This is a genomic window from Pseudomonas sp. N40(2020), assembly GCF_014472415.1.
Classification (GTDB): Bacteria; Pseudomonadota; Gammaproteobacteria; order Pseudomonadales; family Pseudomonadaceae; genus Aquipseudomonas.
The window spans coordinates 39,810-58,687 of record NZ_JACSZV010000037.1 but is presented as its reverse complement, the minus strand read 5'-3'; the positions used below and the strand labels follow the sequence as shown (position 1 = coordinate 58,687).

Sequence of the window (18,878 nt, the reverse complement as noted above, 5' to 3'; positions counted from 1 at the left end):
GCGTGCGTTTATTACTGATTGAGGATGACGTGGCGCTCGGTGAAGGCATTCATCAGGCGCTGGGGCGTGAGGGTTACACCGTCGATTGGCTCAAGGACGGCAGCAGCGCGTTGCATGCGCTGCTCAGTGAAACCTTCGACGTGGCGGTGCTCGATCTCGGCCTGCCGCGCATGGACGGCCTCGAAGTGCTGCGCCGTCTGCGCGACACCGGCTCGAATTTGCCGGTGCTGATTCTCACTGCCCGCGATGCTACCGAGGATCGCATCGCCGGGCTCGACGCCGGGGCGGACGATTATCTGGTCAAGCCGTTCGATCTGGCCGAACTCAAGGCGCGGTTGCGTGCCTTGTTGCGACGCAGCGCCGGGCGCGCCCAGGCGCTCATCGAACACGCTGGCATCAGCCTCAACCCTGGCACCCAGCAGGTCAGCTATCAGGGCCAACCCGTGGCGCTGACGCCCAAGGAGTATCAGTTGCTGCACGAATTGCTCTCGCCGCCGGGCCGGGTGATGACCCGCGATCAACTGATTCAGTTGCTCTACGGCTGGAATGAAGAGGCGGAAAGCAACACCCTGGAAGTCCACATCCATCACCTGCGCAAGAAATTCTCCACCGACCTGATCCGCACCATTCGTGGCGTGGGCTATCTGGTGGAGGAGCGTCGATGACCTCGATCCGCCGTCGTACGCTGACGCTGATCATCGGCCTGTTGCTGGCCGGTCTGGCGGTGCTCAGCACGTTCAATGTGCATGACAGCAACCACGAAATAGCCGAAGTCTACGACGCGCAACTGGCGCAAAACGCCCGGTTGCTGCAAGGCGTGATGCGCATGCCAATGGACAGTACCGAGCACGCGCAGTTGTATCAGGCGTTCAATCAGGCCCTGGGCGAAGCCAAGCCCCGGGTCGATGGTCATCCGTACGAAAGCAAAATCGCTTTTCAGGTGTGGGATCCCAAGGGTGAGGTGCTGGTGCATACCGCCAGCGCGCCCTCCTTCACCGCACCGCCGACCCAACCGGGTTTCAGCGATGTGCTGGATTTGAAGGGTCGGCAATGGCGGGCGTTCATGCTGGAGGACAAGCAGAACAGCCTGCGCATCTGGGTCGGCGAACGCGATGACGTGCGCTCAGATCTGGTCGACCGTATCGTGCGTCACACTTTATGGCCAAACGTGATCGGCAGCCTGATCCTCGCGGCCATGATCTGGCTGGCCATCGGTTGGGGCCTCAAGCCGCTGGCGGACATGGCCGCGACCCTGCGCGCCCGCCACAGTGGATCGCTGGAACCGCTGCAAATGACACCGCTGCCCAGCGAACTGGAACCGATGCAGGCCGCGCTCAACCGCATGCTCGCGCAGATCCAGGAAGTGCTCGGCCGCGAACGCCGCTTCATCGCCGACGCCGCCCACGAAATGCGCACGCCGCTGGCGGTGCTGCGGGTGCATGCGCAAAACCTCCTGGAGGCCGGCACCGAACAAGAGCGTCGCGAATCCCTGGAGTTTCTGATCGTCGGCGTCGACCGCACCAGCCGCCTGGTCAATCAGTTACTGACCATGGCGCGCCTGGAACCCAAAACCAACCCGCCGCCACTGCAACGCATCGACCTCAGCGAAACCGTGCGCAACAGCCTGGTGCAACTGACACCGTGGTTGCTGAGCAAACAGCTGGAGCTGGCCTTCGAAGACAGCGCCGAACCGCTCCACGTCATGGCCAGCACCGCCGCCATCGACATTGCCCTGAACAACCTGATCACCAACGCCGCCAACTTCTCCCCGGAACACGGCGTGATCACCGTGACGCTGACTCAGGCCGACGGTTTCTGCCATTTGAGTGTCGAGGATCAGGGGCCGGGCATTGATGAGGAAGATCGAGAGCGGCTGTTCGAAAGGTTCTACAGTCGCGGCAATGCCCAGGGCGCGGGATTGGGGCTGACTATCGTCAACACCATCGCGACGCGGCTGGGTGGGCGGATTACGTTGGTCAATCGGGCTGAAGGTGGGTTGCGGGCGACGTTGTCGATGCCTGGCGCACAATCGCGCCCCGCGGCACAACGTATCACCCGCGAGCTACCACAGGGCTGAGTACGCAGCGCAATCCTGGCCGATTCTGATTGGCCGGCCTGCCCGTTCGTCACTTGAGCGGGCAATCGGCCAAATCAACGGCATGCGACCAGCCCACACACCTATGCTTGGTGAACCTTCCAAGGCGTCCTCGCTAATGCCTGAAACTCGTCCTCTGAACATTCAATACCTCAAGACTGCGTGCTCGAGTTGCAGCGTTGTGGAACTGTGCCTGCCGATTGGCCTGACCGGAAAGGAAGTCGAACGCCTGGATACGCTGATCGTGCAGCGTTCCAGGATCAAGAAAGGCGCGGCGCTGTATCGCGCAGGCGATCCGTTGCGCTCGCTCTATGCGGTGCGCACCGGTTCGTTCAAGACCAGTGCTGTATCCGTCGACGGCCGGGAGCAAGTCACCGGTTTTCATATACCCGGCGAGATGCTTGGCCTCGACGCGATCAGTCGCGATGAGCACGTGTGCAGTGCATTTGCCCTGGAGGACAGTGAAGTCTGCCCCATCCATTTCGCCCAACTGGAGAAGCTGGCCCAGACCTTGCCGTCATTGCAGCACAACCTCAACAAACTGCTGAGTCGGGAGATCGTGCGCGATCACGACATGCTGATGTTGCTCGGCAACATGAGCTCGGATGAACGCCTGGCGGCATTTTTGGTGAATCTCTCGCAACGCTTCAACATGCGCGGATATTCCTCCAGAGATTTCGTGCTGAAGATGCGCCGCGAAGAAATCGGTTCCTACCTGGGGCTGCGCCTGGAAACCATCTGCCGTGGCATCGGCCATCTGCGGGATCAGGGTTTGGTGGACATCTCGGGACGTAACGTGAAAATCCTCGACATGAGAGGCCTCAAACAACTGATCGTCGGCTGTCGGCCGACTCAGTCGCCGATCTGATCCAGATCAGATGCCCGCATCACCAACGGCGTACAAAGAGATCAGCGCAATGCACCGCGCGTTGATCTTTTCCACGCTGGAGGTCACATCATGCTCACTGTCAAAGACCACAATGATCGGACCGCGGCTGTGTATGCCACGCACCACGGCCAATACTGGATCGAATCGCTCAAGGACGGCCGACACGTGCTGATCCGGCCGCTGGCCGAAAAGGATCGCGAACGCGAATACGCGTTTATCAAGCGCTTGTCCCCCGAGTCCCGCCACATGCGTTTTCTGGCACAGATCAGCGAACCGGGCACGGCGTTGCTCGATCAGTTAATGGACATCGACCAGAAGCAACGCGCAGCCTTTATCGCGCTGGTTCACGAGAACGGCGAATTGATCGAGATCGGTATCAGCCGCTATGCCGCCACGGCCGAAAAAGAATGCGAATTCGCGGTGACGGTCGCCGATGAATGGGCGCATCTGGGCCTGGCAACCTTGCTGATGGAGCACCTGATCAAGGCCGCCCGACAGAACAACTTCCGCCGCCTGTACTCCTTGGATTCGGCCAGCAACACGGGCATGCGCGAATTGGCCAAAGCCTTGGGCTTTGAAACCCACAGTGATCCCGACGATAGCCACCAGGTCATCCATCGCCTGTTTCTGTAGCAGATCAACGCGCCCCGCTCCGCCAACGGTACGTGGCGCGTTTGATCACGGTGTAATCGCGACCTTCATCACGCCATCGCGCTGATGGCCGAACAACTCATACGCCGCCTCGATATCGTCCAGTTTGAAATGGTGGGTCACCAGCGGTGACAGATCGACGCCACCGCTTTGCACCACCGCCATCAACCGGCGCATGCGTTCCTTGCCGCCGGGGCACAGGGTGCTGACGATGCTGTAATCGCCCAAACCCGCTGCAAAAGCATCGTAGGGAATGCGCAGATCCGAAGCGTAAACCCCAAGGCTCGACAATCGCCCGCCCGGGCGTAACACCCGTAATGCAGACTCAAACGTACCCTGGGTGCCCAAGGCTTCGATGGACACATCCACGCCGCGGCCATCAGTCAACACCATGATTTGCTCAACCACGTCACCGTCCTTGAAATTGACTATGTGGGTCGCGCCCAACTGCCGCGCAACCGTCATGCGCTCGGCCACCGCGTCGACACCGATGATGACGCTTGCACCCTTGAGCCGCGCACCGGCCACTGCGCAGAGCCCGATCGGCCCCAGCGCAAACACTGCAACGGTGTCGCCGATACTGACCTCGCCGCGCTCTGCGCCGGAGAACCCGGTGGACATGATGTCCGGGCACATCAGCACCTGTTCATCACTCAGCCCGTCGGGGATCGGACACAGGTTGGCTAGCGCATCCGGCACCAACACATACTCCGCCTGACAACCATCAATGATGTTGCCGAACTTCCAGCCGCCGGTGGCGCGAAAGCCGTGCCGGGTGTCCGGCCCGTCCTGTGAGCCGCAGCCGCACAGGCACGCGTAACTTTGGCCGCTCGGGGTAATGGCGCCGGCAATCACCCGCTGACCTTCGACAAAGCCGCGCACTTGCGAGCCGAGTTTCTCGATGACACCCACCGGCTCATGACCAACGGTCAAGCCTTTGGCCACCGGATACTCGCCGCGCAGGATGTGGACGTCAGTGCCACAGATCGTGGTGGTGGTGATGCGCACCAGCGCGTCCAACGGGCCTACTTCGGGGATCGGCTTGTCATCCAGCACAATGCGATCCTTTTCGACGAAAATCGCCGCTTTCATCATGGCCATGAGCGATGTTCCTGCGCGGGTGGTTCCAGTGAGTGCAGCACCTATTGGAGACTGCGCCGACTTAACCGACACAAGGTTGATCACGATCAACCATTGCGGGATCGCTTGCGCGATTACCGCGCGTCGGGCGTCAGCGTCGCTGCCCCCTGCCATTGACAAAGATCAAGGCGTGAGCCCCGGCACGGAGCAGGATGACTCAACGCCTTTGCCGCCATTGCGCACAAGCATTCATGCCGTTACCCACGGGAGTTTTGTCATGTCCGAGCAAGCACGTTTCATGCTGGTGGCCCCACCCCTGATGAAAGACAGCCCCGCATTCGAACGGGCTGGCGCACTGGCCAAGGCCTCGGGGGCGGCGCTGCACATTGTGGCGTTCGATTATCTGGAAGGTCTGGCAACCGCCGGACTGGTTAACGAACAGGCACTGGAACAGATGCGTATCGGCTATGTCGAGCGTCACCGCCAGTGGCTGGAAGATCAGGCCAGACCCTTGCGTCATCTTGGCGTCACGGTGACGACCGAGGTGGTCTGGATCGAGCACCCCTTGCGCGAGATCCTGATTCACCTCAAAGAGCAGCCGATGGCCCTGCTGATCAAGGATCTGGAGCCCGCCTCATTCATGTCCCGGCTGATGTTCACGCCACTCGATCTGCACCTGCTGCGCGAATGCCCGGTCCCCCTGCATTTCGTCAGCCATGTGCACAATGCCCGGCCTCGGCGAATGGTTGCCGCTGTGGATCCGTTTCATCGTGACGCCCGGTACGAAGACTTCAACGACCGGATTCTGCGTGAGGCCGTCAAACTGGCAAGCCTCAGCGACGCCGAACTGGAAGTGATCTATGCCTATGACCTGTCATCGATCAGCGCCGATGAGTTCGGATTCGACAATGCCTCGACGTTTTTCACGCAGGGCAACGCCAAAGCACTGTTCGATGCACAAGCCACCGCGTTCCGCGCACTGGCCGAACGCAACGGCATCCCGCCGGAGCGCCAACACATGATCATGGGCGATCCGGCCAAAGTGCTGTGCAGCTATGCCGATGCCTATGACATCGACGTGATCATCATGGGCCGTGTCGGCCATCGCGGCCTCGGCCGGTTGGTCGGCAGCACGGTGGAACACCTGCTGTACAAAATGCCCTGCAGCGTCTGGGTGGTGTCGCCGCAAATGCTGTCCGCCTGAACGCAGCCACCCCTTAAAGTCGGCGGGCTCAGATCGAGCGCTGATTGACCCGCGCCATCAATTGTTCGGCCGTTTCTTTGCGCTCCGAATACCGATCAACCAGAAAATCCTGGCGGTCGCGCAGCAGCACGGTGAACTTCACCAATTCTTCCATCACGTCGACGACGCGGTCATAGAACGGCGACGGTTTCATCCGCCCTGCCTCGTCGAACTCCATGTAAGCCTTGGGCACCGAGGACTGGTTGGGGATGGTGAACATGCGCATCCAGCGTCCCAACACCCGCAGTTGATTGACGACGTTGAACGACTGCGATCCACCGCACACCTGCATCACCGCCAGGGTTTTGCCCTGGGTCGGGCGAACGGCGCCAAGCTCCAGCGGAATCCAGTCGATCTGTGCCTTGAACACCGCCGACATGGCGCCATGACGTTCTGGCGAACACCAGACCTGACCTTCCGACCACAGCACCAGTTCGCGCAGCTCCTGCACTTTCGGATGGTCGACGGGGACGTCGTCGGGCAATGGCAAACCGGACGGGTTGAAAATGCGCGTCTCGGCGCCGAAGTGTTCGAGCAAGCGTGCGGCTTCCTCTACCAGCAAACGGCTGAAAGAGCGTTCGCGGGTCGAGCCGTAGAGCAACAGGATGCGCGGTTTGTGTTCGCCCGAGGTCGTGGCTTTAAAGCCTTCGAACAGGGTTGGATCAAGGTTGGGCAGATGTTCTGACATATATCCTCCGGCTTACAGGGAGCCGATTCGATCCAGCTCACGCTGCAGTTCTGCGCGGCTGAGCGTTGCAAAAGGCAGGCCGAGGAAGGTCGCACAGCGCCGCTCGATGATCGCCAGCGTGGCACTGAACGCCGCATCCACTGCGGCCTCGTCACCGGTCACATCGGAGGGATCTTCCAGGCCCCAATGGGCTTTCAGCGCCGGACCGAAGTACACCGGGCAGCTTTCACCGGCGGCCTTGTCGCAGACGGTGATGACGATGTCCGGCGGGTTGTCTTCGAAGGCGTCATTGCCTTTGCTGTACAGGCCATCGATGGAAATACCGGCCTGTTGCAGCGTGGCAAGACTGCGTGGCAGCACCTGGCCTTTAGGGAAACTGCCAGAACTCAGCGCCTCGAAACCCGGGCGCGCCAGGTGATTGAACATGGCTTCGGAAAGAATGCTCCGGCAACTGTTGGCCGTGCACATGAACAGAACTCGCATGGGGGGCTCCTGCGGACGTTAATAATTCAGCAGCACGCTGCTTCGCGGACGGGACGATCATCCATGTTCAGCAAGCGCGAGGCGTTGTCCTTGAGCCAGTCGGCGTTAGCCTTCGACGTCACTTGCAGGATTTGATGAACCCAATCGGGCAGATCCGGGTTGAGCCGGTAATAGACCCACTGGCCCTGCCGACGATCAAGCAGCAGCCCGTTGCTGCGCAGTTGCGCGAGATGGCGGCTGATCTTCGGCTGGCTGTCATTGAGGGCACACATAAGCTCGCAAACGCAGAGTTCGCCTTGAGCGGCGATCAGCAGCGTAGCGCGGACACGGGTCTCGTCGGCGAGGCTTTTGAAGAGTTCGGGGGGCGTGATCATCAGGGCGCACCGTACATATGGACTGCCGAATATACGGAGATCCATATATTAATCAACCTGAAAGATCAAAAGATCTCAGGAGTTGAGCAACAACCCCTGCTCCGCCTCACACAACCCCACCACATAATCCCAGACCACCCGCAGCCGCACCGACTTGTGCAACTCGCGCCGGGTGCTGATCCAGTAACTGCGTTCGATGCTTTCGTCCGGCAGCAAGGGCACCAGATCCGGCTCAGAGGCCGCCATGTAGCACGGCAACACGGCAATGCCCAATCCCGAGCGAGCGGCTTCCTGCTGGGCGATGACGCTGGTGCTATGGAACACCACCCGAGGACTGCGGCAAAAGCTGTTGAGGAACATCAACTCCTGACTGAACAGCAGATCATCGACGTATCCGATCCATGCATGCCGCCCGAGGTCTTCCCGGCTGCGCAACGGTGGCGCGTTGTCGAGGTAACGCTGGCTGGCATAGAGGGCCAAACGGTAGTCCGTCAGTTTGCGGGTAACGAGCATGTCCGCCGCCGGACGCTCCAGATGAATGCTGATTTCTGCCTCGCGGTTAAGGATGCTGACGAAGCGCGGCACCGCGACCAATTCCACTTCCAGACCGGGGTAGCGCTCGAACAGACCGATCATGCGGCTGGCGAGAAACTTGATGCCGAGGCCTTCAGTGACGCCGACACGGATTTTGCCCAGTGGCGCAGTGGATTGAGTGATTTCCTCCTGGGCCAGCAGGGCGACGTTTTCCATGGCTTCGGCGTGCTTGAGCAGCGCCTCCCCCGCCGGGGTCATTTCGTAGCCTTGGGCGTGCTGGACGAACAGCGCGGTGCCGAGGCTTTTTTCGATGGCCTCGATGTGGCGGGCGACGGTGGCGTGGGTGGTGTTCAAGCGGCGGGCGGCGGTGAGCAGGCGGCCACTGCGTTGCAACTCCAGAAAGAACCGCAGATCGTTCCAGTCGAACATGGGGTGTCCTTGTCAGCTATCGTCATTCAGGGCTGTTTAAAAACGCACAGCGGCTGCGCAAAAACTAACATTCTTTTGACGAAAGCTAACAACTAGAGTGTCCGACAATAAAAACAAAAAGCGAGGTCAGGGAATGCAGACTTCCCTTGATGAATACGACTACATCGTGGTCGGCGCCGGCCCTGCCGGGTGCTTGCTGGCCAATCGACTGTCGGCCGATCCGCAGCAGCGCGTGCTGTTGCTCGAAGCGGGCGGGCGCGACAACTATGCGTGGATTCACATCCCCGTCGGTTACCTGTTTTGCATCGGCAACCCGCGTACCGACTGGTGCTTCAAGACCGAAGCGCAACCCGGTTTGCAAGGCCGCAGCCTGAGTTATCCGCGCGGCAAAGTGCTCGGTGGCTGTTCTTCAATCAACGGCATGATCTACATGCGCGGCCAGGCCGGCGACTATGACGGCTGGGCAGCCGAGGGCAATCCGGGCTGGGCCTGGGATGACGTGCTGCCGCTGTTCAAACAAAGCGAAAACCATTTTGCCGGCGCCGCTGATTTTCACGGTGCCAAAGGCGAATGGCGTGTCGAGCAACAGCGGCTGTCGTGGCCGATTCTCGATGCGTTTCGCAGCGCCGCCGAGCAGAGCGGCATCGCCAGCATCGATGACTTCAATCAGGGCGACAACGAAGGCTGCGGCTACTTTCAGGTCAACCAGAAGGCCGGCGTGCGCTGGAATGCGGCAAAAGCCTTTCTCAAACCGGTGCGATCCCGGACCAATCTGGCCGTGTTGACCGGGGTTGAAGTGGATCGTGTTCTGCTGGAGGACGGTCGCGCATCGAAGGTCAGCGCCCGTCATGAAGGCCAGGTGAAAAGCTTCAAGGCGCGCAAAGAGATCGTGTTGTGCGCCGGCTCCGTGGGTTCGCCGAGCATTCTGCAGCGTTCCGGGATTGGCCCGCGTCCGCTGCTGGAACGCCTCGGCATCGGCGTGATTCATGAGCTGCCGGGTGTCGGCGGCAATCTGCAGGATCACCTGCAACTGCGCCTGATCTACAAACTGGAAAACGCCCGCACCCTCAACCAGATCGCCGGCAGTGTGTGGGGCAAGATGGGCATGGGCCTGCGTTATCTGTATGACCGCAGCGGGCCGTTGTCGATGGCGCCGAGTCAGTTGGGGGCGTTCGCCCGATCCGGGCCGGAGCAGACGTCGGCGAATCTTGAATACCACGTGCAGCCATTGTCGCTGGAGCGTTTCGGCGAACCGTTGCACAGCTTCCCGGCCTTCACCGCGTCGGTCTGTGACCTGCGTCCGCAGAGCCGTGGCCGCATCGAAATCCGTTCCGCGAACCCGCAAGACGCGCCGCTGATTCAGCCCAATTACCTCAGCCATCCCGAAGACCTGCGCGTGGCCGCCGATGCGATCCGCCTGACCCGACGCATCGTCAGCGCCCCGGCCCTGCAAGCGTTCAAACCGGTCGAGTATCTGCCCGGGGATAGCCTGCAAAGCGAAGAACAACTGCACGAAGCGGCGGCCAGAATCGGCACAACGATTTTCCATCCGGTCGGTACGTGCCGCATGGGTAATGACGGTGATGCGGTGGTCGATGCGCAACTGCGCGTACATGGTGTACCCGGGTTGCGCATTGCCGACGCATCGATCATGCCGCGCATTACCTCGGGTAATACCTGTTCGCCTACGCTGATGATTGCCGAGAAGGCTGCGCAGCTGATCCTTTCTCCAACCGTAAACCCACCCCCTGTAGGAGCTAGCCTGCTGGCGATGACGGACTGACATCCAACATCTCTATGGCTGATGCACCGCCATCGCCAGCAGGCTGGCTCCCACAGGGGACTTGCACCAGATTCAAGGCATCGCGCATCACCCGGACACGCAACACCAGTGGAACAACAAAAACAATCACTGTGAGGGATACCGATATGTCAGAACACGTTCAGCCGCTGGACGCCGTGCGCAGCACGGACACCAGCCCGGATACACGCAAAGTCATCTTCGCCTCCTCCTTGGGGACGGTGTTCGAGTGGTATGACTTCTTCCTCTACGGCGCCCTCGCGGCGGTGATCAGCAAGCAGTTCTTCGCCGGGGTCAACGACACCACAGCGTTCATCTTTGCGCTGATGGCGTTTGCCGCCGGGTTTATCGTGCGGCCGTTCGGGGCGCTGGTGTTCGGTCGGTTGGGGGACATGATCGGGCGTAAATACACCTTCCTCGCGACCATCATCCTGATGGGCGTCGCGACCTTCTGCGTCGGACTGCTGCCGACCTACGCCAGCATCGGCATCGCCGCACCCATCATTCTGGTGGTGCTGCGCATGCTCCAGGGCCTGGCGCTCGGCGGTGAATACGGCGGCGCCGCGACTTACGTGGCGGAGCACGCGCCAATCGGCAAACGCGGTTTCCACACTAGCTGGATTCAATCCACCGCCACCCTCGGCCTGCTGCTTTCGCTGCTGGTAGTGCTCGGTTGCCGCTACTTCACTGGCGATCAGTTTGAAGTGTGGGGCTGGCGCATTCCGTTCCTGCTGTCGATTGTGCTGCTGGGCATTTCCACCTGGATTCGCCTGAGCCTGCACGAGTCGCCGGCGTATCTGAAGATGAAAGAGGAAGGCAAAACCTCCAAGGCGCCGATTCGCGAATCCTTCGGCAAGTGGGAAAACCTCAAAGTGGTGCTGATCGCCCTGTTCAGCATCAACGCCGGGCAAGCGGTGACGTTCTACGCAGCGCAGTTTTACGTGCTGTTCTTCCTCACCCAGTTCCTGAAAATGGACCCGGCGGTGGCCAACACCTTGCTGATCATCAGCGTGGTCATCGGCGCACCGTTTTTCATCTTTTTTGGCTGGCTGTCGGACAAGGTCGGGCGCAAACCGATACTGATGCTCGGCCTGCTGCTGGCGACGGCGCTGTACTTCCCGATATTCAAATCCCTCGCCCATTACGCCAACCCGGCCATCGATCAGGCCAGCCGTCAGGCGCCGATCATCGTGCTGGCCGATCCTGCGACCTGCACCTTCCAGTTCGACCCAGTGGGCAAAGCCAAATTCGATAGCCCGTGTGACAAGGTCAAAACCTTCCTGGTCAAGCAAGGCCTGCCCTACTCCAGTGCCGCCGCGCCGGCCGGCAGCGCGGTGCAAGTCAGCGTTGGCGACGTGAAACTCGACGGCTTCGACGAAGCGGCGTTGCGCGGCGCAATCACCCTCGCCGGCTACCCGCAACAGGCGGATATGCAGCAGATCAACAAGCCAATGATCGTCGCCCTGATCGTCGCCCTGATCGTCGCGCTGATCATCATCTCGGCCATGTGCTACGGGCCGCTGGCGGCGCTGATGGTTGAGCTGTTCCCGACCCGCATCCGCTACACCTCGATGTCCTTGCCGTACCACATCGGCAACGGCTGGTTTGGCGGTTTCCTGCCAACCGTGTCGTTCGCACTGGTGGTGTACACCGGGGATATTTTTTATGGGCTGTGGTATCCGGTGCTGATTACCGGGGTGAGCCTGGTGGTGGGGATGATCTGTTTGCGTGAGACGAAGAATATCGATCTCGATAAGAACTGAGACAAGCGGTGGCGAGAGACTTAACGCTGTCGCCACCATTACTTGAATCAGTCATCCGCTTTGATCACCTCGAACTTCACTTGATCCGGATAGAACGCGACATAGTTTTTGATCTGATCAACCGATATTTTCGGATTTTCGTAAGTCCACACCGCATTCGCCCCCTCATGCCCCGGCACCTGCAAACTGAAGTAATTGGCGTCGCCCTTGTACGGGCAGTAACTGGTGTGATCGGTGCGGGCGAAATACTTTTCGTCGATGTCTTCGCGGGGGATGTAGTACACCGGCGGGTAGTTGGCCTCATTGAGGACCATCACGTGGGAGGACGCGGCGACCTGGATGCCGTGGAATTTCACCACCAGGCAACCGATGAGTTGTTCGAGGGCAATGACGGGAGTGGGGCCGGGGGTTTTCATGGGTTTCTCCTGAATACGGCAAAGAGACCGCTTCAGGTATAGCCCATGTGTTCCGCTCACGGGAGGTTCACAGCCGAACGGCCAACGGCCCGCACCCCATCAGGGTGAGAGCCGCTTTTCAGGCATCACGCAACAATATCGGTCGCCAACGCCTGCCCCACCACACCTACGGCAAAATCAATCTCGCCCTGCCCCGTCAGGTCAACCAACAGCGTGGTCTGATCGCTCTGCGCGTAGTAAGTCAAAATCGCGTCCCCCGCATGCCCGGTGAAACCGTTGACGAAATTCAGCGAAGCAGCGCCATTCGCAAACCCGGCAATGCCCGACAGGTCGATCTTGTCCAGGCCACTCTTGAAATCCATGATCCAGTCCGGCTGGTTATTGGTCGAATCGCTGGCTGCACCGAACACAAAGGTGTCTGCGCCCTCGCCGCCCCACAAAGTATCACCGCCACCGCCACCGTAGAGAATGTCGTTGCCGGCACCGCCATTCAGAATATTGACCGCCGAATTGCCGATCAGCAGGTCATTGCCTGAACCGCCCAGCGCGTTTTCGATGGTCACGCCATAGGCAATGGATACGTTACCGACCAGACCACCGACATCAGAGAACGAACCTTCATTGAGGTTGATTTTCTGGTTCTGGGTGAAGCCAGAGAAATTCAACGTGTCATCGCCGCCACCGTCCCACACCGAGAACACCAGTTTCGACGACGCCGAAATGGCGCTGTAGAAATCGCGTCCGGCGTTGGAACTGAAACCGTACGTGGTGTTATCGGCGCGTGTCTCGTAGTTGGCGCCATACAGTTTCTGTACGGCAACGATATCGTCCAGCAACGGCGCCGAGGCATAGGCGCCGCTGCCGTCCTTGCTGAAGTTCTGGTCGGTATTGGCCTCGCTCCAGTAGCTCATCAGGCTATAGCCACGGGTGTCTTCGGCGTACTTGGCGTCAGCGTAGGTCGGGTTGCCATTGCCGGCGTTGTAGGCGCCGGGGTGGGACAGGCCGAGGGTGTGGCCGATCTCATGGGTCAGGGTCTGACGCCCGTAGTTATTGGTGTCCGGGGTTTTGTTGACCTGATATTGATCGTTGATCAAGTACCACGACTGGCCGTCATAACTGCCGCCGCTCGGCAAGTAGGCGAACGCCGCGCCGCCGGTGCTGACGTCGTAGTTGCCGAACGTCATATGACCGTCGCCGCCCTTGCCTTCGGTGAAGGTGACGTTGGCGACGTCGGCCCAGGATTGCATGGCCAGCACGGCTTGAGCCTTTTGCTGGGCGCTGAATTCGCTGAAGTTGCCGATTTTCGGGTTGTAGTTGGCCGGTTGGTCGGTGAGGAAGGTGTAACTGAGGCTGATCTTACCGTCGGCATTTTTATCGCCCCACGACAGGCCCTTGCGCAGGATTTCGTCAGCGGCCTGATCGGCAGTGTATGAGGGCTTGCCATTGACCAGTCCTTCGCCACGGTCATACAAGTGGCTGAATGTATTGACTTCATCGTAGGCGCTGCTGGTTTTGGATGTGGCTTGAGCCATGGTGCACGTCCTTGTTCAGTGGTCAGGTGTCGCGTTGAACCTGACATGACCTGCAACCGCCGCGCTAATCAATTTCTCGATAGTTCCTGGCAGCGTCCCCGAATTGCCCGTCATTTGCGGCAATGCTTTTTATCTGTATATCCATACAGATAAAAGTTGCCCCTGGCGCCAAGTCCGGCCATTCTGTGCGCCTGTTCGGACCTTGATCGACGATGGTGGTTATGCGGCTGTACCTCTGTGAAAAACCTTCTCAGGCCAAAGACATTGCGGCTGTGCTCGGCGCCAAGCGTCGGGGCGACGGCTGCTGGCTGGGAACGGACGTCACGGTGACCTGGTGCATCGGCCATCTGCTGGAAACCGCTCCGCCGGACGCCTACGACGCGCGCTACAAGCGCTGGGTGCTGGCGGATCTGCCGATCATTCCGGACAAGTGGAAAATGACCGTCAAACCGCGCACCGCCAGCCAGTACAAAGCAGTGAAACGCCTGCTCGGCGAGGCCAGCGAACTGATCATCGCCACCGACGCCGACCGTGAGGGCGAGATGATCGCCCGGGAACTGGTCGAGCACTGCCGCTATCGGGGGCCGATCCGCCGCTTGTGGTTGTCGGCCTTGGACGAGGCGTCGATCCGCAAGGCATTGGCCGCGTTAAAACCGGGTGCCGAGACGTTCAGCCTGTATCACTCGGCATTGGGTCGCTCGCGGGCGGACTGGCTGATCGGCATGAACATGAGTCGTCTGTTCACCCTGCTCGGTCGTCAGTCGGGTTATCAGGGTGTATTGCCGGTCGGTCGGGTCCAAACGCCGACGTTGCGGCTAGTGGTAGATCGTGATCGCAGCATCGCCGATTTCGTGCCGGTACCGTTTTGGGCGATCGACGTGGAGTTGCTGCACAACGGCACGCCGTTTACCGCGCAGTGGCGCGCGCCGTCGGATGTTTGTGACGATCAGGATCGCTGCCTGAACCAGGCGCTGGCGCAGCAAGCCGCCGCCGCGATGAGAAGCGCCGCCAGTGCGCGAGTGGTGAAACTGCGCACCGAGCGTATGCGCGAAGTGGCGCCCCTGCCCTTCGACCTCGGCACCTTGCAGGAAGTCTGTTCGAAGAAACTCGGCCTCGGTGCGCAGGAAACCCTCGACATCGCCCAGGCGCTCTACGAAACCTACAAAGTCATCACCTATCCGCGCAGCGATTGCGGTTTCTTGCCGCTGAGTCAGCACAGTGAGGCGCCGGAGATTCTCGCGGCGTTGCGTCAGGCCGACCCGAGCCTCGACGCGCTGCAGGGTTTTCTCGAACCGCAGCGCAAATCCCGGGCGTGGAACGACGCCAAGGTCAGCGCGCACCACGGCATCATCCCCACCGCAGCGGCAAAGAACCTTGAACGCCTGAGCGGCAAGCACCGTGCGGTCTACACGTTGATCCGCGCCCGCTATCTGGCGCAGTTCCTGCCCAACCATGAATACGATCGCACCCAGGCCGATTTTGATTGCGCCGCAGAGGCGCTGCGCGCGGTCGGCAAGCAAATCATCGAACCGGGCTGGAAACGCGCATTACCCGAGGCATTGGCACCGGCCAAGGGCCGTGAAGCACCAGCACCGCAAACCTTGCCGGCATTGTCTCAGGGCGTCGAGTGCGCGGTCGCAGATGTGAAGTTCAAGGATCTGTGGACGCAACCGCCCAAACCCTATACCGAAGGCGATCTGATCAAAGCGATGAAAAACGTCGCCAAGCTGGTGGAAGACCCGCTGCTCAAGCAGAAGCTCAAGGACACCACCGGTATCGGCACCGAGGCCACCCGCGCGTCGATCATTCAGGGCTTGCTGGATCGTGGGTACCTGGTGAAAAACGGCAAGGCCCTCGCCGCGACACCCGCCGCGTTTAGTCTGATCGACGCCGTACCCCGTGCAATCGCCGACCCAGGCACTACAGCAATCTGGGAGCAGGCACTGGACATGGTGCAAAGCGGTGAGATGAGCCTGGAAGAATTCGTCACCAAGCAAGCGGCGTGGATGAGCAAACAAGTAACCCGATGCTCTGCCCTGAGCCTGACCATCAGCGGCCCGCCACCCGCCGGCAAGGCTGCCGCGCCGTGGAAGAAAAAGCGCAAATCGACGCGCAGCAAAACCGCCGGCACCACCAAACGCACCGCGAAACCCGCAGCCAAAAAGTAATACACGCTACTGTTTCTGAAAGGTCATCACTTTCAGGAAGCCAAAGCATGCATAACGTCGAACTGCACCCCGCCCAGCGCGACGAACTGCAAACCCTCGAAAACCTGATGCAGTTCTACATGTATGACTTCAGCCAATGGCTGCCTTTGAAGCTCGCCGAGCATGGCTTTTTCAGCATCCAACCGAAAGACGAATACTGGCGCCATCCCGCAACCCAACCCTTCCTGATCCGGGTCGACGACGAACTCGCCGGTTTCGTGACCGTCGATAACGAAACCCACATCGCCAGCGCCGAACACAACATCGGCTACTTCTTTCTCGCCCGACGCTTTCGTGGCCAAGGTGTCGCGCAGTTTGTCGTCTCTGCCCTCTTGAGCCGTATCCCGGGTCAGTGGCAGATTTTCCATATCGATGCCAACCGGCCTGCGCAGCGCTTCTGGGCCAGGCTGATGCCGGAATTGAGCGGCGGCGAGCTCACCTTGCTGCAGCGCGAAGTAGACGGTTATCCGTGTACGTTCTATGTTCTGCGCAGCCCCTTTTCCGTTGCGTGAACGGATCCTTTCTCATTCCAAAACAGCTTTGTCCGACAATATGTAGTGAACAAAAATAATCACTACAAAACCGTTGACGGCGTCGTTTTGCTTTTGCATGATGAAGACGTTCCCCGATCGGGAACATTGGTAATACGCTTGAGCAAACTCGTCTGACCGCCGAGTTGTTTTTTCCGGATACACGCTGCCCACAAGGCAGATTGAAGAAGCTGACCTGGCCTGAACGTCCAGTACAAGGACGAGAAGCGCTGGCGAAAATTCTCAAGACGCTTGTGGTCGACACTGAAAATGTCGTCAAGGAGCCTCCCGGTTTTCGCTGCTTCTCCTCGTTGTGACGCTATTGCGTAGCAGTTATTCAACACGACTACATGCAACAGATGCACGACCCCGTACTTCACACGGGCGAGCGCTGACGTCCTGGTTTCGGTGCCAGGGATCAACTAACCGATGGGCTACCTGTATTAGCGAATCAACTTTGAAAGATCACCAGACTGGTCAAGGGGCAAAATCATGAATCTGAACAATCAACCTACTATCGAAGAACTGGCTCGTATGTTCGCTGCGCAAAAAGACAGCCTCGACAGCCATATTCTGTGGATCAGCAAATCGGGCCAAGTGCATATCGACTGCCTGGCGCCCCACGCTGGCGAAGAAGAGTTCGACCGCAACAATCAGAACCTGCTGGCCCGCCTGAAGATGTACCGCCGCGGCCAAGGTTATGTCGGCAAAAAAGCCGCGGCCGACAAGGACTTCATCGGTAATGTTCTGCAGACGCTGAAACAAGCGTGGGACTCGATGCAGAACAAGAATGAAGTTCGGGTGATTGATCGGTTCTGCTGATTTACAACTTCAACAATAAAAAGGGCCTGCTTCCAGCTATGGAGCAGGCCCTTTTTTGTGTATGGCGTAAGCTTTGTGGTGTTAGTTAAATCTATCACCTCACCCCAGCCCTCTCCCGGAGGGAGAGGGCGCCGATCTCGAGCGTGCTTGCGATCTACATTTAACTTCAATATTTCAAGTCGGCGCATTAGCCACCAACACCTCGGTCAGTCCCCTCGCCCTCGGGGAAAGGGAGTCGATCTGGAGTGTGCTTGCGATCTACATCCAACTTCAATATTTCAGGTCGGCGCATTAGCCACCAACACCTCGGTCAGTCCCCTCTCCCTCCGGGAGAGGGTTAGGGTGAGGGGCTTCCCATGCTCAACACCAGTTCCACAAACGCCACCGCCGCCGCACTGTGATAATTATTCCTGCGCCGCAACAACGCCGCCCCTCGCCGCGGCGCTTCGCTTTCTACCCGCAGCCTGCGCAAAGCGCGATCCTCAGTCGCAATCGCCTCCGGCAACATCGTCGCAATCGGCGAATGTCGCACCACCTCCAGCAGCGTACTGACCGAATTCACTTCAATACGCACTTTGGGCGTGATCCCGTGCTGACGGAAATACTCATCCACCGATAGCCGCGTGATGAAGTCCGGCGCCAGCAGCGCAAAATCCAGTTGCGCAACGTCATCCGAGGTCAGCACCGCCGTGCTGTCGTAAAACGGATGCTCGCGCCCGACCATCACCCCCAGCGTTTCGACAAACGCCGGAATGCACTCGATGTCCGGGCTGCGCACCGGAGTAAATGCAATCGCGATATCCAGCGAGTCATCCGCAAGCCCTGCCTCAATGTCGTCCATCGACAACTCGAAGATCTGCAAATGAATCCCCGGAAACCGCGCCGTGTAATCGCGCACCAATGGCCCGACCAGATAAGCCATGAACGTCGGCGTCATGGCCAGACGCAAAGTGCCACGGGTCAGATCCTTCACGTCGTGCAACGCGCGCTTGCCCGCCTCCAGTTCCACCAACACCCGCCGCGCGCATTCGATATAGGCCTCGCCGGCATCGGTGGGCTTTACCGTCCGCGAGGTGCGATCAAACAGGTTCACACCCAGGGTTTCCTCCAGTTGGCGAATCTGTTGCGACAGGGTCGGCTGCGAGACATGCAGCGCCTCGGCCGCGCGGGTAAAGCCGCCGTGATCGGCAACGGCCAGCAGGTAACGCAAATGTCGCAACAGCATGGGTACACCATCTATAGGCAAGGCTTATGCGAAGCATTGTATATGGATCTTGGACGCTATGGATCAATCGGCAGAAGATGAATCCCACACAGCAAGCCAACCCTGAAAGGAGTGAC

Annotated in this window: 18 protein-coding genes; 10 read left to right on the top strand and 8 right to left on the bottom strand. The window is 59.7% G+C overall.

From position 1 onward, the window contains the following. Positions 1-2: 2 nt before the first annotated feature. The 4 genes from IAI51_RS21445 to IAI51_RS21430 all read left to right on the top strand — a co-directional run bounded on the left by IAI51_RS21445 (position 3) and on the right by IAI51_RS21430 (position 3,617). Positions 3-665, top strand: a complete 663-nt coding sequence (locus IAI51_RS21445) for a response regulator (RefSeq protein WP_187680275.1) — start codon at positions 3-5, stop codon at positions 663-665. After that, positions 662-2,077 carry an ATP-binding protein gene (locus tag IAI51_RS21440; RefSeq protein WP_187680274.1) on the top strand — a complete coding sequence of 472 codons (1,416 nt, stop codon included), beginning with the start codon at positions 662-664 and terminating at the stop codon, positions 2,075-2,077. The genes IAI51_RS21445 and IAI51_RS21440 overlap by 4 nt, the downstream gene beginning before the upstream one ends. Positions 2,078-2,213: 136 nt before the next feature. Continuing rightward, complete coding sequence (fnr, locus tag IAI51_RS21435; RefSeq protein ID WP_187680273.1) at positions 2,214-2,963, top strand: fumarate/nitrate reduction transcriptional regulator Fnr; 750 nt, start codon at positions 2,214-2,216, stop codon at positions 2,961-2,963. Between the two features lie 90 nt (positions 2,964-3,053). Next, positions 3,054-3,617, top strand: coding sequence for a GNAT family N-acetyltransferase (locus tag IAI51_RS21430; protein WP_187680272.1), 564 nt, complete (start codon positions 3,054-3,056; stop codon positions 3,615-3,617). A gap of 45 nt (positions 3,618-3,662) precedes the next feature. On the opposite strand, the gene IAI51_RS21425 is transcribed toward IAI51_RS21430, so the two are convergent. Beyond that, positions 3,663-4,736 (bottom strand): NAD(P)-dependent alcohol dehydrogenase, encoded by a 1,074-nt coding sequence (locus tag IAI51_RS21425; RefSeq protein WP_187680271.1) that lies wholly within the window; start codon positions 4,734-4,736, stop codon positions 3,663-3,665. A gap of 256 nt (positions 4,737-4,992) precedes the next feature. Here IAI51_RS21425 and IAI51_RS21420 point away from each other — a divergent pair, with 256 nt between their 5' ends. Then, a complete protein-coding gene (locus IAI51_RS21420; protein WP_187680270.1) occupies positions 4,993-5,919 on the top strand; it encodes a universal stress protein in 927 nt (308 codons plus the stop codon). Between the two features lie 28 nt (positions 5,920-5,947). Here IAI51_RS21420 and arsH read toward each other — a convergent pair whose 3' ends face one another. The 4 genes from arsH to IAI51_RS21400 all read right to left on the bottom strand — a co-directional run bounded on the left by arsH (position 5,948) and on the right by IAI51_RS21400 (position 8,466). Beyond that, the gene (gene arsH, locus IAI51_RS21415) at positions 5,948-6,646 is read right to left on the bottom strand and encodes an arsenical resistance protein ArsH (protein ID WP_187680269.1); all 699 of its coding nucleotides are present in this window, start codon (positions 6,644-6,646) and stop codon (positions 5,948-5,950) included. A gap of 12 nt (positions 6,647-6,658) precedes the next feature. Next, complete coding sequence (locus IAI51_RS21410) at positions 6,659-7,129, bottom strand: arsenate reductase ArsC (RefSeq protein ID WP_187680268.1); 471 nt, start codon at positions 7,127-7,129, stop codon at positions 6,659-6,661. A gap of 26 nt (positions 7,130-7,155) precedes the next feature. Further along, complete coding sequence (locus IAI51_RS21405) at positions 7,156-7,503, bottom strand: metalloregulator ArsR/SmtB family transcription factor (RefSeq protein WP_187680267.1); 348 nt, start codon at positions 7,501-7,503, stop codon at positions 7,156-7,158. 75 nt (positions 7,504-7,578) lie between these two features. Next, the gene (locus IAI51_RS21400) at positions 7,579-8,466 is read right to left on the bottom strand and encodes a LysR family transcriptional regulator (RefSeq protein ID WP_187680266.1); all 888 of its coding nucleotides are present in this window, start codon (positions 8,464-8,466) and stop codon (positions 7,579-7,581) included. A gap of 133 nt (positions 8,467-8,599) precedes the next feature. Between IAI51_RS21400 and IAI51_RS21395 the strand changes: the two genes are divergently transcribed. Both IAI51_RS21395 and IAI51_RS21390 read left to right on the top strand, forming a co-directional pair. After that, complete coding sequence (locus tag IAI51_RS21395; protein WP_187680265.1) at positions 8,600-10,249, top strand: GMC family oxidoreductase; 1,650 nt, start codon at positions 8,600-8,602, stop codon at positions 10,247-10,249. A gap of 146 nt (positions 10,250-10,395) precedes the next feature. Continuing rightward, positions 10,396-12,030, top strand: coding sequence for an MFS transporter (locus tag IAI51_RS21390; protein WP_187680264.1), 1,635 nt, complete (start codon positions 10,396-10,398; stop codon positions 12,028-12,030). A 47-nt stretch (positions 12,031-12,077) separates the two neighbouring features. Here IAI51_RS21390 and IAI51_RS21385 read toward each other — a convergent pair whose 3' ends face one another. Beyond that, positions 12,078-12,446, bottom strand: coding sequence for a DUF427 domain-containing protein (locus tag IAI51_RS21385; RefSeq protein ID WP_187680263.1), 369 nt, complete (start codon positions 12,444-12,446; stop codon positions 12,078-12,080). 125 nt (positions 12,447-12,571) lie between these two features. Further along, positions 12,572-13,978, bottom strand: a complete 1,407-nt coding sequence (locus tag IAI51_RS21380; RefSeq protein WP_187680262.1) for a serralysin family metalloprotease — start codon at positions 13,976-13,978, stop codon at positions 12,572-12,574. A gap of 221 nt (positions 13,979-14,199) precedes the next feature. On the opposite strand from IAI51_RS21380, the gene IAI51_RS21375 reads away from it, so the two are divergent. From IAI51_RS21375 to IAI51_RS21365, 3 genes are all read left to right on the top strand, one after another. Then, positions 14,200-16,146 carry a DNA topoisomerase III gene (locus IAI51_RS21375; RefSeq protein WP_187680261.1) on the top strand — a complete coding sequence of 649 codons (1,947 nt, stop codon included), beginning with the start codon at positions 14,200-14,202 and terminating at the stop codon, positions 16,144-16,146. Positions 16,147-16,193: 47 nt separating this feature from the next. Further along, a complete protein-coding gene (locus IAI51_RS21370; protein WP_187680260.1) occupies positions 16,194-16,697 on the top strand; it encodes a GNAT family N-acetyltransferase in 504 nt (167 codons plus the stop codon). A gap of 510 nt (positions 16,698-17,207) precedes the next feature. Next, positions 17,208-17,537, top strand: coding sequence for a hypothetical protein (locus IAI51_RS21365; protein ID WP_042559618.1), 330 nt, complete (start codon positions 17,208-17,210; stop codon positions 17,535-17,537). A gap of 337 nt (positions 17,538-17,874) precedes the next feature. Here the strand turns inward: IAI51_RS21365 and cynR are convergent, their stop codons facing one another. Beyond that, complete coding sequence (cynR, locus tag IAI51_RS21360; RefSeq protein WP_187680259.1) at positions 17,875-18,762, bottom strand: transcriptional regulator CynR; 888 nt, start codon at positions 18,760-18,762, stop codon at positions 17,875-17,877. Positions 18,763-18,878 lie beyond the last annotated feature (116 nt).

What these genes read in the sequence shown, in the direction of transcription:
- IAI51_RS21440 (WP_187680274.1), top strand. Translation starts at nt 662, where the DNA reads ATGACCTCGATCCGCCGTCGTACGCTGACGCTGATCATCGGCCTGTTG.
- fnr (WP_187680273.1), top strand. Translation starts at nt 2,214, where the DNA reads ATGCCTGAAACTCGTCCTCTGAACATTCAATACCTCAAGACTGCGTGC.
- IAI51_RS21430 (WP_187680272.1), top strand. Translation starts at nt 3,054, where the DNA reads ATGCTCACTGTCAAAGACCACAATGATCGGACCGCGGCTGTGTATGCC.
- IAI51_RS21425 (WP_187680271.1), bottom strand. Translation starts at nt 4,736, where the DNA reads ATGGCCATGATGAAAGCGGCGATTTTCGTCGAAAAGGATCGCATTGTG.
- IAI51_RS21420 (WP_187680270.1), top strand. Translation starts at nt 4,993, where the DNA reads ATGTCCGAGCAAGCACGTTTCATGCTGGTGGCCCCACCCCTGATGAAA.
- arsH (WP_187680269.1), bottom strand. Translation starts at nt 6,646, where the DNA reads ATGTCAGAACATCTGCCCAACCTTGATCCAACCCTGTTCGAAGGCTTT.
- IAI51_RS21410 (WP_187680268.1), bottom strand. Translation starts at nt 7,129, where the DNA reads ATGCGAGTTCTGTTCATGTGCACGGCCAACAGTTGCCGGAGCATTCTT.
- IAI51_RS21405 (WP_187680267.1), bottom strand. Translation starts at nt 7,503, where the DNA reads ATGATCACGCCCCCCGAACTCTTCAAAAGCCTCGCCGACGAGACCCGT.
- IAI51_RS21400 (WP_187680266.1), bottom strand. Translation starts at nt 8,466, where the DNA reads ATGTTCGACTGGAACGATCTGCGGTTCTTTCTGGAGTTGCAACGCAGT.
- IAI51_RS21395 (WP_187680265.1), top strand. Translation starts at nt 8,600, where the DNA reads ATGCAGACTTCCCTTGATGAATACGACTACATCGTGGTCGGCGCCGGC.
- IAI51_RS21390 (WP_187680264.1), top strand. Translation starts at nt 10,396, where the DNA reads ATGTCAGAACACGTTCAGCCGCTGGACGCCGTGCGCAGCACGGACACC.
- IAI51_RS21385 (WP_187680263.1), bottom strand. Translation starts at nt 12,446, where the DNA reads ATGAAAACCCCCGGCCCCACTCCCGTCATTGCCCTCGAACAACTCATC.
- IAI51_RS21380 (WP_187680262.1), bottom strand. Translation starts at nt 13,978, where the DNA reads ATGGCTCAAGCCACATCCAAAACCAGCAGCGCCTACGATGAAGTCAAT.
- IAI51_RS21375 (WP_187680261.1), top strand. Translation starts at nt 14,200, where the DNA reads ATGCGGCTGTACCTCTGTGAAAAACCTTCTCAGGCCAAAGACATTGCG.
- IAI51_RS21370 (WP_187680260.1), top strand. Translation starts at nt 16,194, where the DNA reads ATGCATAACGTCGAACTGCACCCCGCCCAGCGCGACGAACTGCAAACC.
- IAI51_RS21365 (WP_042559618.1), top strand. Translation starts at nt 17,208, where the DNA reads ATGAATCTGAACAATCAACCTACTATCGAAGAACTGGCTCGTATGTTC.
- cynR (WP_187680259.1), bottom strand. Translation starts at nt 18,762, where the DNA reads ATGCTGTTGCGACATTTGCGTTACCTGCTGGCCGTTGCCGATCACGGC.